At 61.8% G+C, this 14,203-nt stretch carries 11 protein-coding genes; 2 read left to right on the top strand and 9 right to left on the bottom strand.

What is annotated here, in order from left to right; translation table 11 throughout:
• Nucleotides 1-84: 84 nt before the first annotated feature.
• The 7 genes from OCX61_RS21520 to OCX61_RS21490 all read right to left on the bottom strand — a co-directional run bounded on the left by OCX61_RS21520 (nt 85) and on the right by OCX61_RS21490 (nt 7,642).
• Nucleotides 85-1,692: an NAD(P)/FAD-dependent oxidoreductase gene (locus OCX61_RS21520; protein ID WP_261941293.1), complete on the bottom strand. Its 1,608-nt coding sequence runs from the start codon at nt 1,690-1,692 to the stop codon at nt 85-87.
• A gap of 103 nt (nt 1,693-1,795) precedes the next feature.
• A complete protein-coding gene (locus tag OCX61_RS21515; RefSeq protein ID WP_261941292.1) occupies nt 1,796-2,470 on the bottom strand; it encodes a COG3650 family protein in 675 nt (224 codons plus the stop codon).
• A gap of 228 nt (nt 2,471-2,698) precedes the next feature.
• The gene (locus OCX61_RS21510) at nt 2,699-3,400 is read right to left on the bottom strand and encodes an ABC transporter ATP-binding protein (RefSeq protein WP_003254879.1); all 702 of its coding nucleotides are present in this window, start codon (nt 3,398-3,400) and stop codon (nt 2,699-2,701) included.
• On the bottom strand, nt 3,401-4,168 hold the full coding sequence (livG, locus tag OCX61_RS21505; RefSeq protein WP_003254878.1) for a high-affinity branched-chain amino acid ABC transporter ATP-binding protein LivG: 768 nt from the start codon (nt 4,166-4,168) through the stop codon (nt 3,401-3,403).
• Nucleotides 4,165-5,421 (bottom strand): high-affinity branched-chain amino acid ABC transporter permease LivM, encoded by a 1,257-nt coding sequence (locus OCX61_RS21500; protein WP_261941291.1) that lies wholly within the window; start codon nt 5,419-5,421, stop codon nt 4,165-4,167. The genes livG and OCX61_RS21500 overlap by 4 nt, the downstream gene beginning before the upstream one ends.
• Nucleotides 5,418-6,341, bottom strand: coding sequence for a high-affinity branched-chain amino acid ABC transporter permease LivH (livH, locus tag OCX61_RS21495; RefSeq protein WP_085675265.1), 924 nt, complete (start codon nt 6,339-6,341; stop codon nt 5,418-5,420). The genes OCX61_RS21500 and livH overlap by 4 nt, the downstream gene beginning before the upstream one ends.
• 185 nt (nt 6,342-6,526) lie before the next feature.
• On the bottom strand, nt 6,527-7,642 hold the full coding sequence (locus OCX61_RS21490; RefSeq protein ID WP_103449448.1) for a branched-chain amino acid ABC transporter substrate-binding protein: 1,116 nt from the start codon (nt 7,640-7,642) through the stop codon (nt 6,527-6,529).
• A gap of 360 nt (nt 7,643-8,002) precedes the next feature.
• Between OCX61_RS21490 and OCX61_RS21485 the strand changes: the two genes are divergently transcribed.
• On the top strand, nt 8,003-8,308 hold the full coding sequence (locus tag OCX61_RS21485) for a DUF2288 domain-containing protein (RefSeq protein ID WP_261941290.1): 306 nt from the start codon (nt 8,003-8,005) through the stop codon (nt 8,306-8,308).
• A 347-nt stretch (nt 8,309-8,655) separates the two neighbouring features.
• Here the strand turns inward: OCX61_RS21485 and OCX61_RS21480 are convergent, their stop codons facing one another.
• On the bottom strand, nt 8,656-10,830 hold the full coding sequence (locus OCX61_RS21480; protein ID WP_261941289.1) for a hypothetical protein: 2,175 nt from the start codon (nt 10,828-10,830) through the stop codon (nt 8,656-8,658).
• Nucleotides 10,831-11,028: 198 nt separating this feature from the next.
• Between OCX61_RS21480 and OCX61_RS21475 the strand changes: the two genes are divergently transcribed.
• Complete coding sequence (locus OCX61_RS21475) at nt 11,029-11,916, top strand: NAD(P)-dependent oxidoreductase (RefSeq protein ID WP_261941288.1); 888 nt, start codon at nt 11,029-11,031, stop codon at nt 11,914-11,916.
• On the opposite strand, the gene OCX61_RS21470 is transcribed toward OCX61_RS21475, so the two are convergent.
• Nucleotides 11,816-14,080, bottom strand: a complete 2,265-nt coding sequence (locus OCX61_RS21470) for a putative bifunctional diguanylate cyclase/phosphodiesterase (protein WP_261941287.1) — start codon at nt 14,078-14,080, stop codon at nt 11,816-11,818. The genes OCX61_RS21475 and OCX61_RS21470 overlap by 101 nt on opposite strands.
• Nucleotides 14,081-14,203: the final 123 nt, after the last annotated feature.

The raw sequence follows: 14,203 nt of genomic DNA, 5'->3' as shown, positions 1-14,203 counted from the left end.
ACAGGTACTGCACAGTTTTCAAGGGCTGCGCAATCCCTGTGGGAGCGGGTTGACCCGCGAAGAGGCCAGCCCAGGCAATGCAGCTCAGAGCCCGAGCATATCCCGCGCCACTGCTTCGGCAATGCGGATGCCATCCACACCTGCCGAAAGAATGCCGCCGGCATACCCGGCACCTTCACCTGCCGGGAACAACCCCTTCAGGTTCAAGCTCTGGAAGTCAGCGCCACGGGTAATGCGCAGTGGCGACGAGGTGCGTGTCTCGATCCCGGTCAACACCGCATCATGCAGGTTGTAGCCTTTGATCTGGCGGTCGAATGCCGGCAGTGCCTCGCGGATGGCCTCGATGGCGAAGTCCGGCAGGCTCGGCGCCAGGTCACCCAAGGTCACCCCTGGTTTGTACGACGGCTCGACGCTGCCCAGGGCGGTGGACGGCTTGCCAGCGACGAAGTCGCCCACCAGCTGCGCCGGCGCCTGGTAGTTGCTGCCGCCCATGACGTAGGCGTGGGCTTCCAGGCGCTCCTGCAACTCGATACCGGCCAGCGGGCCACCCGGGTAGTCGCGCTCGGGGTCGATGCCGACGACGATGCCGGAGTTGGCGTTGCGCTCGTTACGCGAGTACTGGCTCATGCCATTGGTAACGACGCGGCCCGGTTCGCTGGTGGCCGCGACCACGGTGCCGCCCGGGCACATGCAGAAGCTGTACACCGAGCGACCGTTCTTGGCGTGATACACCAGCTTGTAGTCGGCCGCGCCGAGTTTCGGGTGGCCGGCATACTTGCCCAGGCGCGCCTTGTCGATCAGCGTTTGTGGATGCTCGATACGGAAACCCACCGAGAACGGCTTGGCTTCCATGTACACCCCCTTGGCGTGCAGCATGCGGAAGGTGTCGCGGGCGCTGTGGCCGAGGGCCAGGACCACATGGCGCGAGTGCAGCTGCTCGCCACTCTCCAGCACCACGCCAGTCAGCTGGCCGTCTTCGATCAGCAGGTCGGTGACTTTCTCCTGGAAGCGCACTTCGGCGCCGAGGGCAATCATGTCCTGGCGCATCTGCTCGACCATGCCGGTCAGGCGGAAGGTGCCGATGTGCGGTTTGTTGATGTACAGGATCTCGTCTGGCGCACCGGCCTTGACGAACTCTTCCAGGACCTTGCGGCCGTGGTGGTTCGGGTCCTTGATCTGGCTGTAGAGCTTGCCGTCGGAGAAGGTCCCGGCGCCGCCTTCACCGAACTGCACGTTGGACTCGGGATTGAGCACGCTTTTGCGCCACAGGCCCCAGGTGTCCTTGGTGCGCTGGCGTACTTCCTTGCCACGTTCGAGGATGATCGGCTTGAAGCCCATCTGCGCCAGCAGCAGGCCGGCAAAGATACCGCACGGGCCGAAGCCGACCACGATCGGGCGTTCCTGCAGATCGGCCGGGGCCTGGCCGACGAACTTGTAGGTAACGTCCGGGGCCACGCCGATGTTGTGATCGTCGGCGAACTTGCTGAGAAGTTCGGCTTCGTTGCTGGCTTCCAGGTCGATGGTGTAGATGAACAGCAGTTCGCTGTTCTTCTTGCGCGCATCGTAACTGCGTTTGAACAGGTTGAAGCTGAGCAGTTGCTCGTCGCGGATGCCCAGGCGCTGGACGATGGCTTCACGCAGGGCTTCGTCGGGATGGTCCAGGGGCAGCTTCAGTTCGGTGATTCGTAGCATGGCAGGGTCCAGTATCCCGGCCATGGGCGGCCGGCGGCTTTACACAAACCGCCAAGTATAAGCTGTTCGCCGCCCTGACTGGCAGGATAAAAGCGCCCGGCGATCAGTTGTCGCGCGCGCCGCCGTAGTAACCGCAGCCGCGCAAGGTCTGGCCGTCGATACGCAGCTCGGCGCGCAGGTGGCGCACGGCGCCCGTGGCGGCATCGACGCAGCGTTGTGGGGCGACCCACAGTTCAACATGCTGGCCGTTGGCTTCGCTGGTCAGGGTCAGGCCACCGCCGGGCACTTCTTCTTCGAGGAACGGCAAGGGCAGTGGGTCTTTGCCGACGCGGTTGAGCACCATGCCCTTGCCACTGGCCTTGATGTCCCAATCCGGTTCATGGCCATTGGCGCGCAAGGTCAGCTGCTTGAAGTTGGGGTCGTCGCAGGCGCGGGTGGACGGCTCCAGGCGGTACAGGCGGCTGACCTCCAGCTGGCCATCGTTGTCGGCCTGCTTGGCACCGGTGAGGCGCCCGCGCACGTCGGCGAACAGCTTGGCGTTGGCGTCCTTGGCCAGGTTGACTGACTCCTGGAGGATGCCGGTGCCGGCGACATCGTTGATCACGAAGTGGCGGCTCTCACCACAGGGTTTGAACAGCAGCCGGCCGCCACCTGCGCTCAGCTCACCCTGCATGCGCGTGGTACCGATGTTCGGGTCACGGGGCTGCTCGGCCAGCAACTGGCAGCCGGCGAACAGGGGCAGCACGGCACTGAGCAGCAGGGTAGGGGTGAGGCGCATGGGGCGGGCTCCGGGGAATCTTTGCCAAAGAGCTGGCCACGTTACTCAGGCTCGGCGGGGATCACAAGCCTTTGGTAAGCCTGTGCCGGCTTCTTCGCGGGCAAGCCCGCTCCCACAGGGATCCCACAGGTTCTGAAACTCTGCAGAACCTGTGGGAGCGGGCTTGCCCGCGAAGAGGCCGACACATTTGTGACAGGCAGAAAAAAGGGCCCGAAGGCCCTTTTTCATTCAACCACCCAAGTACGCGTCGCGCACCTTCGGGTCGGTCAGCAGTGCCTCACCGGTACCTTGCATCACCACCCGGCCGTTCTCCAGCACATAGGCCCGGTCGGCGATCTTCAGCGCCTGGTTGGCGTTCTGCTCCACCAGGAACACCGTCACGCCATCGCGGCGCAGCTGTTCGATGATGTCGAAGATCTGCTGGATGATGATCGGCGCCAAGCCCAGCGAAGGCTCGTCGAGCAGCAGCAGTTTGGGCTTGCTCATCAGCGCCCGGCCGATGGCCAGCATCTGCTGCTCACCACCGGACATGGTGCCACCGCGCTGGATGTAACGCTCCTTCAGCCGCGGGAACAGTTGCAGGACCTTGTCCAGCTGCTCCTGGTAGTCGCCCTTGTCGGTGAAGAAACCGCCCATGGCCAGGTTTTCCTCGACGGTCAGGCGGGCGAACACTCGACGGCCTTCCGGCACCACCGCGATGCTCTTGCGCATGATGTGCGAGGACGGCTGGCCGACCAGCTCTTCGCCGAGGTACTTGATGCTGCCGCTGTGCGCCTGCGGCGAGCCGCACAGGGTCATCAGCAAGGTCGACTTGCCGGCGCCGTTGGCACCGATCAGGGTGACGATCTCGCCCTGGTTGATCTCCACGTTGACGCTGTGCAGCGCCTGGATCTTGCCGTAGAAGGTGGAAACGTTCTCGAACTTCAGCATTTACGCTTCCCCCAGGTAGGCTTTGATCACGTCAGGGTTGTCGCGGATCTCTTCCGGCGTGCCGTGGGCCAGGGGCGTGCCCTGGTTGATCACGACGATGTGGTCGGAGATGCTCATCACCAGCTTCATGTCGTGTTCGATCAGCAGCACGGTGACGTTGTGCGACTCACGCAGGTAGGCGATCAGCGCCTTGAGGTCTTCGGTTTCCTTCGGGTTCAGGCCGGCGGCCGGTTCGTCGAGCATGATGATCCGTGGCTGGGTCATCATGCAGCGGGCGATTTCCAGGCGGCGTTGCTGGCCGTAGGCGAGGGTGCCGGCAGTACGGTTGGCGAACTCGGTCAGGTTGACCTTCTCCAGCCAGTACTGCGCGCGTTCCATGGCCTCCTTCTCGCTGCGGCGGAAGCTTGGTGTCTTGAACAGGCCGGCGAAGAAGTTGGTGTTAAGGTGGCGGTGCTGGGCGATCAGCAGGTTTTCCAGCGCAGTCATTTCCTTGAACAGGCGCACGTTCTGGAAGGTTCGCACCACGCCCTTGCGGGCGATCTGGTGACCGGCCAGGCCCTGGATCGGCTGGCCGTCGAGCAGGATGGTGCCGCCGCTAGGCTTGTAGAAGCCGGTCAGGCAGTTGAACACCGTAGTCTTGCCGGCGCCGTTCGGGCCGATCAGCGCCACCACCTGTTTTTCCTTGACGGTCAGGGCCACGCCGTTGACCGCCAACAAGCCGCCGAAGCGCATGCTCAGGCCGCTGACTTGCAGAATTTCACGGCTCATCGATGCAGCTCCATGTGGGGACGTTGCATAGGCAGCAGGCCTTGCGGACGCCAGATCATCATCAACACCATCAGCGCACCGAACATCAGCATCCGGTATTCGCTGAACTCACGCATCAGCTCCGGCAGCAGGATCATCACGATGGCCGCGAGAATCACGCCCAGTTGTGAACCCATGCCGCCGAGCACGACGATGGCGAGGATGATCGCCGACTCGATGAAAGTGAACGACTCCGGCGTCACCAGGCCCTGGCGCGCAGCGAAGAAGCTGCCGGCGAAACCGGCGAAGCAGGCACCCAGGGTGAAAGCCGAGAGCTTGATCACGGTAGGGTTCAGGCCCAGCGCACGGCAGGCGATCTCGTCCTCGCGCAGCGCTTCCCAGGCACGGCCGATCGGCATGCGCAGCAGGCGGTTGATCACGAATAGCGCCAGCAGGGCCAGCAGCAGTGCGACCAGGTAGAGGAAGATGACCTTGTTGATCGAGTTGTATTCCAGCCCGAAGAACTCGTGGAAGGTCTGCATCCCTTCGGCAGCCTTGCGCTCGAAGGTCAGGCCGAAGAACTCCGGCTTGGGGATGTTGCTGATGCCGTTGGGGCCGCCGGTCCAGTCGGTGAGGTTACGCAGGAACAGGCGGATGATCTCGCCGAAGCCGAGGGTCACGATTGCCAGGTAGTCACCGCGCAAGCGCAGCACCGGGAAGCCGAGCAGGAAGCCGAAGGTAGCAGCCATCAGACCGGCGATCGGCAGGCAGACCCAGAAGCTCCAGCCCAGGTAGTGCGAGAGCATCGCGTAGCTGTAGGCACCGACGGCGTAGAAGCCGACGTAACCGAGGTCGAGCAGACCGGCCAGGCCGACCACGATGTTCAGGCCCAGGCCCAGCAGTACGTAGATCAGGATCAGCGTGGCGATGTCGACCGCCCCGCGCGAGCCGAAGAACGGCCACACCAGCGCCGCGACGATCAGGCCGATGATCACATAGCGCTGGGTTTTCGGCAGGGTCAGGTAGTTGCTGACGGCTGGCGGGATCAGCTTGCGATCCGAGCGACGGCCCATCACCGAGTTCCACTGCTTGTCGAACAGCACGCGCAGGAACATCAGTACCGAGCACACGGCGATGATGCTGATGGTGAACGAACCCTGGCTGTGCACCGCCAGGCTGATGCCATCGATGCTCAGTTTCAGGCCCAGCACCGGGAAGGCCACGGCCCAGACCAGCAAGGCGCTGAAGAACGCCTGTTTGAGATTTCTGTTCATACTTTTTCAACCTCCGGGCGGCCGAGGATGCCGGTCGGCCGGAACAGCAGGACAAGAACCAACAAGCCGAATGCCACCACGTCCTTGTACTGGTCACCGAAGACATCGGCGCCGAACGCTTCGGCCACGCCCAGCACCAGCCCGCCGAGCATGGCGCCCGGGATGCTGCCGATGCCGCCCAGTACCGCCGCGGTGAAGGCCTTCAGGCCCACCAGGAAACCGGCGTTGGGGTTGATCACCCCGTACTGCATGCTCAGCAGCACGGCCGCCACGGCCGCCAGGGCGGCACCGATGACGAAGGTCAGGGCGATGATGTTGTTGGTGTTGATGCCCAGCAGGTTGGCCATCTTGATGTCCTCGGCGCAGGCGCGGCAGGCGCGGCCCAGACGGGAACGGGAGATGAACAGGGTCAGGCAGGTCATGGCCACCAGGGTGACCACGAACACCAGGATCTGCATGTAGGAAACCAGGACTTCTTCCGCACCACCCGGCCCGAAGGAGAAGGCTCCCGGGATCAGGTTGGGGATGGATTTGTCCTTCGAGTCTTGCGACAGCAAGACCGTGTTCTGCAGGAAGATCGACATACCGATGGCGGAGATCAGCGGGATCAGGCGGTTGCTGTTACGCAGAGGGCGGTAGGCAACCCGTTCGATGCTGTAGCCATAGGCACTGGTGACACAGATCGTCGCGACGAAGGCGACGGTCATCAGGATCGGCAACGAATGGATACCCATCATGGCCAGGCCCGCCAAGGCGATGAAGGCCACGTAGGAACCGATCATGTACACCTCGCCGTGGGCGAAGTTGATCATGCCGATGATGCCGTACACCATCGTGTAGCCGATGGCGATCAAGGCATAGGTGCTGCCGATGGTCAATCCATTAACCAGTTGTTGGAAGAAATGGTAGATCTCAGGCATTACAGCGCTCCTAAAAACCTGATTTGCATTTCGCTGGCGGGGGTAGGCCAGGAAACCGCGGGTGACGGTTTTAAGATTTTCAGGTGGGTCGGCCCCCGGATCGCGGGGATCAGGCCCATGAACCTCGTAAAACAAAGCCCACTGCTCGCACAGTGGGCTTCTACGGTCAGCTATTAGTCACGCAGTTACTGAGGGGAGACTTCGGTCTTCGGCTTGCCGAAGTGCCATTCGTAGACCACGAACTTGAAGTCTTTCAGGTCGCCCTTCTCGTCGTACGACAAGGTGCCGGTCGGGGTCTTGAAGGAGCCGGCGTGGATGGCGGCTGCCACCTTGTCGGTGTCTTCGGACTTGGCCGCTTCGATACCTTTGGCGATCAGTTCGACAGCCGAGTAGGCCGGGAACACGAACGGGCCGCTTGGGTCCTTGCCGTCGGCCTTGATGGCGTCGACGATGGCTTTGTTCTCTGGGTCTGCATCGAACGACTTCGGCAGGGTGACCAGCAGGCCTTCGGAGGCGTTCTGGGCGATTTGCGAGATGGAGTCGTTACCCACGCCTTCCGGACCCATGAACTTGGCTTTCAGGCCTTTTTCCTGGGCTTGGCGCAGGATCAGGCCCAGCTCTGGGTGGTAGCCGCCGTAGTAGACGAAGTCGACGTTGTTCTGCTTGAGCTTCTGGATGATCGAGGAGAAGTCCTTGTCACCGGCGTTGAGGCCTTCGAAGACGGCAACCTTGGTGCCTTTCTTCTCCAGCGTCTGCTTGACCGCGGTGGCGATGCCTTCACCGTACTGCTGCTTGTCGTGCAGTACCGCGACGACCTTCGGCTTGACGTGGTCGGCGATGTAGTTGCCGGCCGCCGGGCCCTGAGCGCTGTCCAGGCCGATGGTGCGGAAGATCAGTTTGTAGCCACGGGCGGTGATTTCCGGCGAGGTGGCCGCCGGGGTGATCATGATCACGCCTTCGTCTTCGTAGATGTCGGACGCTGGCTGGGTGGAGCTGGAGCACAGGTGGCCGATGACGAACTTGACGCCGTCGTTGACCACTTTGTTGGCGACTGCCACGGCCTGTTTAGGGTCGCAGGCGTCGTCGTATTCCTTGGCTTCGAGCATCTTGCCATCGACGCCGCCCTTGGCGTTGATATCCTTGATGGCCTGCTTGGCGCCGATGAACTGCATGTCGCCGTACTGGGTCACAGGGCCGGTCTTGGGGCCCGCGATCCCGATCTTGATGGTATCGGCGGCAAACGAATGGCTGGCTACCCCGGCCAGTACCATTGCGGCGAACAGCTTGGAAATCTTGATCATAGTGCTCCACTCATTCTGTTGTAATTCTTATAGTCCTGGCGGCCAGGGCTACAGACCGGGCGGGATTTGCGGCATGGCCACGCCATACTGCATGCCCACCTTCCCCCGGAACTTGTCCCGGAACTGTACCGGTACAGTGTAGAGCGCTGTTCGCGCGCTTGAAAAGCGGGCAAAAAGTGCCTGTTCCGCGGCTTGTCGCATGCTCGACACAAAGATACAGAAAAGCGCCATCACTTTGCCTGCATCCCGGGCTCCACCCCACAACTTCGGAGCCAATCGACCAAATTACATATTTGAAACCGGGTTTTTCTGCAAAAATGCCGGCCTTTTTTCATTGGCCGAATTTGCGGGTACAAACCCATGACTGATCAAACAAGCACCCTCTATGCCAAATTGCTCGGCGAGACCGCGACAATCGAGTGGAAAGCTTTGGAGCGTTTCTGGGCCAAGGGTGACCTGATTTGGGTCGACCCCGGTCTCGACCTGATCGAGGTTGCCGCGGCAATGGCCGAGAATCGCAGCGAGATCTTCGCCAAGTGGCGTAGTGATGGCACTGTCGGGCCGGTCACCGCCGAGCAGGCACTCGACCTGCAAAGCCGCGATCCAGAGATCTGGGCGGTGGTGGTTTCGCCGTTTATCGTGATCCAGGCGAAACAAGCGGAATAACGGAGCGCTTTTTTAGTGCGTAAAAATACGCAGCCGCCCCGTGATGGTGCTCGTTGACGCTCACGTAAGGTGGAAGTAAGTAACAACGACCGGGGGATTCGGCGGGGCGGTAACAGTTTACGGCATGCGTAATGGGGCCGCTGTGCAGTCCATCGCGGGCAAGTCGGATCGCCGCACCGCCGCTCCCAAAGGACTGGCGCTGCCTTCAGGATCTACACAGAACCCTGTGGGAGATCACCCAGCCCTGTGGGCTGCGCTGTCGCGTAGAGAACTGAGTTCGCAAGCGGTCCGCATTCCCTGTGGGAGCAGGCTTGCCCGCGATGGGCCGCGCAGCGGCCCTGGCAGTATCAGTAATCGACCCGGCCGGTGTGGCTGTTCAGCGAAATCACCCGAGTCTTGCCGATGCGGTGGCGGAATATCTCGCGCAGGTACTTCACGGCCTTCTTCACACATTCACGCGACAGGCGGATATCGTTGATCGACACGAAGCGGCTCTTGTCGTTGATCAACTCGCGGTACTTCTTCTCGTACATCGGCTTGATCGCGTACCAGTTGGTGTCGAGGATCTTCGCCGGGTTTTCGAACTCGTTCAGCAGGTCGTCGATCCGCTCCTCCGCGAAATGTTCGCTGGTGATGAACTCGAGGATGGCGTTGTCCAGGGTGTCATCGAAACGGTACGGCGTACGGGCAAAGCAGCGCTTGATGAAGGCCACGATCAGGGTCAGGAAATCGTCCGACAGGCACGGGCTCTTGGCGATCAGGGTGGTCAGCGACAGGTTGGCCGAGGCACCGATCACCAGCGCATAGCGCTTGAGCGTGGTATTGGGGAACAGGCTGTTGAGGTGGGTCTTGAGCCGGTTGAGGTCCATGTACGACAGCTTGTAGTCCTTGGGCAGCGAAACGATCGACACTACCGACGAGCAGTTCTTGAAGAAGTGCAGGTCATGCAGCGCCGCCGCGTCGTAACCCGAAGCCTGGTATTGCTCCAGGGCCGCGCGGTAGCGGCGCGACTCGATCGGCAGCAGGCTGATGCCTTCGATGGCCTGGGTCTGCTTGTTGAAATGCGGCAGGTCGATTGAGCGCAAGAACAGGTCATCGATGTCCAACCGTGGGGTTTCGCGCTCGAACACCTTGAACTTGTCCGAACCCTGGGCGGGCGCCTCGGGCACCACCGACTCGGCGTAGGCAATGGCTACCGGGCCGGCCAGGCTCATGAACAGGTCGTTGGCGTCCAGGCGGATGGTTTCGCCGATGTCGATACCGGCGCGGCGGAAGTAGTTCTGGTCGTAGTCGGTAGTCACCGCCTGGGCGGTGAGGATGTTGAAGATCTGCTGGGAGATGTACTGGTTGGCGTGCTTCTCCATGGCGTTGACGTCGATATTGTGGATGGTGCCGTCATCGCTTTCTTCGGCGTAGCGCATGATGTCGTTGGAGATCAGCATCATCGCGTTCCATGGGCGGATACGGCCCATCACGCTGGCTTCGCTGCTGTCTTCATTATCGAAGTTATAAGAGAAGTCCCATTCTTCCGACAGGTATTTGCACAATAGCCGGCCGGCGTTGATGTGCAGGGCTTCGGACATCTCGCTGCGATGATCCGTAGCATTGGGCAGCACGCAGATGCCGCTGGTGAAGATCGGCTCGAAGACGAACGAGTGCCCACCCTTGCCATCGTTCTCGTCGGCCGGCTTGGTGTCGAAGGTCTTGTTCATGTACGAGTACTGTTGGGCCAGGCCGAACTCCGAAGCCATGCCGGAGCCGGTACCACCACCGGCACTGAAGATGTAGAAGTACAGCCGCGACTGGTTGGCCTTGATGCCGCAGGAGTCGATCAGGTACGAGTGGATCAGTTTCCAGTCGGCACTGGAGAAACGCTGGGTGTCCTTGTTGAGGATGATCTTCGCCAGGTACTGGCCGAGGATCGGCGCGTTACCGGCACCGCCTGCATGCACCTCGGACAGGTCCATGATCTTCATCTTGCTGTAGTCGCGCAGGAACTCGCCACGTTCGCCCTTGCGCGAGAAACGGATGCGCCCGGCGATGTCCTTGTCCAGGTCGCCGAGCATTACCAGCGGTTCGACCAGGAACACCGGCTTGGCCCCCTTGTTCTGCACCAGGCGCAGGTTCTGGCGGATCCAGCGCGCCGGGCTGTAGCCCGATTCGCCCTTGAGGCGGTCCTCGTTGTTGAACTCATTGAGGAAGAACGTGCGGGCGTTGTAGACCAGTTCAGCCACGTCCAAGGCGATGTTGGAGCCGCAACGGCCCAGGCCGATCAGGCACACCGATGGGAACTGCTGCTCCATGCGCAGTTGTTCATCGTCATCGATGTGCTGGTTGCTGGGAAACACCAAGTCACGCAAGCCGTCGAGATTGTCGAGGATGCGCTGGATGTCCTGCTCGGTGAAGTACAGGTACTGCTGGGTGGCTGAGCTGCGTGCTGGCAGCGTGTCACGAACACCATTGGGGTTGGGCAGAGTCGAAGGCTCGGAAACCGCATTGGCAGAAGTGTTCGTAGAGGTCATAGTGCGCCATTTGCCTGGTGTCAGTGATTATTAGTGGGTTATGCCATATGGCCATCACGCGAAATGCCGCGACTCTAGCAGTGCGCCATTTACGGATGCGATAGGGGTTTCCCTTACTTGTTTTAAGGGTTTTTTGGTCGAGCTGGCATTGCATCGCCCGCTTGTCACACTTCTTTAATCTTCTGCCTGGAGTCGTTCATGAGTACTGCACTGCCTTCGCTGGGATTTGCCGGGATTGGCCTTATGGGCTTGCCGATGTGCCAGCGCCTGTTGGCTGCGGGTTATCCGCTGACGGTCTGGAACCGCAGCCCGGACAAATGCGCCGCATTGGTGGCCGCAGGTGCGCGCTTGGCTGCCAGCCCCGCCGAGTTGTGCCGTGACAGCGACATGGTGCTGCTGTGCCTGGCCGACACGGCGGTGGTGCGTGAGGTGGTGTTTGGCGAGCAAGGCATCGCCGAGGGCGGGCGCAGGGGGCAGCTACTGGTGGACTTCTCCAGCCTCGAGCCGACCGCTACCCGGGAAATGGCGGCCGAGCTGGCTGCGCTGTGCGGCATGGCCTGGCTGGATGCGCCGGTATCCGGCGGCACGCCAGGGGCCGAGGCGGGGACCTTGGCGATCATGGTGGGCGGCGATGCCACTGACCTGCAGCGTGCGCGCCCGGTTCTGCAGGTGCTCGGCCAACGGGTGACGCACATGGGCGGGGTGGGGGCAGGGCAGGTGACCAAGGCCTGCAATCAGATGATCGTGGCCTGCAATGCGTTGGTCATCGCCGAGGTGGTGGCACTGGCCGAGCAGTCAGGCGTCGACGCCACCTTGATCGCTGAAGCCCTTGCTGGTGGCTTTGCCGATTCGAAGCCGCTGCAGATCCTGGCACCGCAAATGGCCGAAAGCCGTTTCGAACCGATCAAGTGGCATGTGCGCACGTTGCTCAAGGACCTCGACGGTGCTGTCAAACTTTCCCGCGAGCAGGGCGCAGCCACGCCGCTCAGTGGCCTCGCCGCGCAGTTGATGCGCCTGCACGGTAGCCAGGGCTATCTGCAAAAAGATCCGGCGACCCTGGTAGAGCTGTATCGCAACAAGGGATGAATACCGTGTCCTGGCGGTCGAGCTGGTCAAGCAGCGGGCGCAGCTCGCTCATCGGCACCGGGCGGCTGAGCAGGTAGCCCTGCAGGTAATCGCAGCCGTTGCTGGCCAGGAATTCGTGTTGCTCGACGGTTTCGACGCCTTCGCTGACCACTTCCAGATGCAGGGTGTGGGCCATGGCGATGATGGCCTGGATGATTTCGCGATCCTTGGGGCTGGCGGGCACATCCTGCAGGAAGCTGCGGTCGATCTTCAGCACGTCCAAGGGCAGGCGCTTGAGGTAGGCCAGCGACGAATAGCCGGTGCCGAAATCGTCGATCGACAGGCCGACGCCCTGGCCACGGATGCGCTTGAGCAGAGCGACGGTCTGCTGGATATCACCCATCAGGGCATTTTCGGTGACTTCGAGCTCCAGATGGCGAGGTGCCAGGCCCGCCTGGAACAACGCCACTTCCACTTCGTTGGGCAGGCTTTCATCGCCCAGGGTCACCGCCGAGCAATTGACCGTGACCTTGAGGCTGGCAAAACCATGTTGGTGAAGCCGGGTCAGGTCCTGGCAGGCACGGCGCAACACCCACAGGTCGAGGTCGACGATCAGGCCGTTGGCTTCGGCGATGCCGATGAACCGGTCAGGTCCCATCAGCCCGTGCAGTGGGTGCTGCCAGCGCACCAACGCTTCGAGCTTGGCCACCTGGCCAGTGCGCAGGTCGAAGATTGGCTGGTAATGCACGCACAGGCCGCGTTCTTCAAGCAGGGCAATGCGCAGTTCCTCTTCCAGTTGCAGTGCCAGGCTGGCATGGCTTTTCAGGCTGCTGTTGAAAAAGTGCAGGCTGTTGCGCCCGCTGCCCTTGGACTGGTAGAGGGCCAGGTCGGCATGCTTGAGCAATTCTTCAGCTGTCAGGCCGTCATCAGGGAAAATGCTGATGCCAATGCTGGTGGTCATGACCATGCGCCGGCCACCCAGATCGATCGGATCCTTCATCCGCTGCATGATGCGCTGGGCCAGGTGGCGGGCCTCGTCGCGGTTGTTGAGGCTGGTGACCACGCAGAACTCGTCGCCGCCGAAGCGGGCGACCAGATCATGACTGCGGGTGGCAGCCTTGATGTGGTTGGCGATCACCTTGAGCAATTCGTCGCCGGCGTCGTGGCCGAGGCTGTCGTTGATCCGCTTGAAGTGGTCGATGTCGAGGAACATCAATGCCAGGCGGCTTTCGCCAGGGTCCAGTTCCGCCAGGCGCTCGGCGAAGATCTGGTTGAAACCGCGGCGGTTGACCAGATTGGTCAGGGCATCATAGTGAGCTGCCTGCTGCAGTGACGCGCGGGCCTGGTCCAGTTGGCTGAGCAGCACACCGTAGCGGCGCAGGTCGTCCTCCTTGCTTTGCAGCTTCTTGTCGGCCAGGGCGGCGCTGATGCTGCTGCCGCTGATCAGCAAGGTGATGAAGGCCACGGTCAGTCCCAACTGCAGGCTGTTGTCTCCGGATGGCAGGCTCAGGGCAGCAGAGGCCGGAATCACCAAGGTCATGGCAGCCATGGCGGTGAAATGTGTGGCGATGATGCCGCCGGCCATCAGCAGGCTGGCGCCATATTTCAAGGTCTGGTGCAGGGTACCGCTGCCGTTGCGGAAGTAACGGGCCAGCAGCAAGGCAGCCAGGCTGGTCAGCAGGGCGATGGCAGCGCTGCCCAGCAGCAGGCTGGTCTGGTAGTACTGCTGGGCACCGGTCTGCAGCGCAGCCATGCCGACGAAATGCATCAGGATGATGCCCAGCCCGATGAGCAGGGCGCTTTGCAGGTAGTGGTGCAGACGCATGTGGATGCGGTCGAGGCTGGCCATCGCCATCCAGGCCACCAGCAGTGCGATCAGCAGCGAAAGGCCGGTCAGCGACACGTCGTAGTGCATTTCAACCGGGGCCTGGAAGGCCAGCATGCTGATGAAGTGCATGGCCCAGATGCCGCCTGCCAGGCAGCAGGCACCGAGCATGCGCCATTGCCGTTGCGCGGCGGGGTGTTCGCTGTGGGATTGGCGCTCCGCCATGTCGAGGGTGGCAAAGCAGGCTGCACTGGCCACCGCAAAGGCGATCAGGACCAGTAGCGGTTCATGGCGGCAGTTGATGACGATGCGCCCGGTAACCGGCAGCTCGGTGAACAGTTGCAGACCCAGCCATTCCATTGCTTGCCCTTTGCTCGAGTTTTCACTCGTCTCCGTTCAAGCCCTGTGGAGACTGTCCTGGGGCAGTATAGAAACAGCTGGCTAAACCTTCCTGAGTAATGGCACTTTGGCTTCAATGATTTG

The sequence above is a fragment of the Pseudomonas sp. LRP2-20 genome (assembly GCF_024349685.1).
Lineage (GTDB): Bacteria > Pseudomonadota > Gammaproteobacteria > Pseudomonadales > Pseudomonadaceae > Aquipseudomonas.
This window is presented reverse-complemented; position numbering and strand designations above follow the sequence as displayed.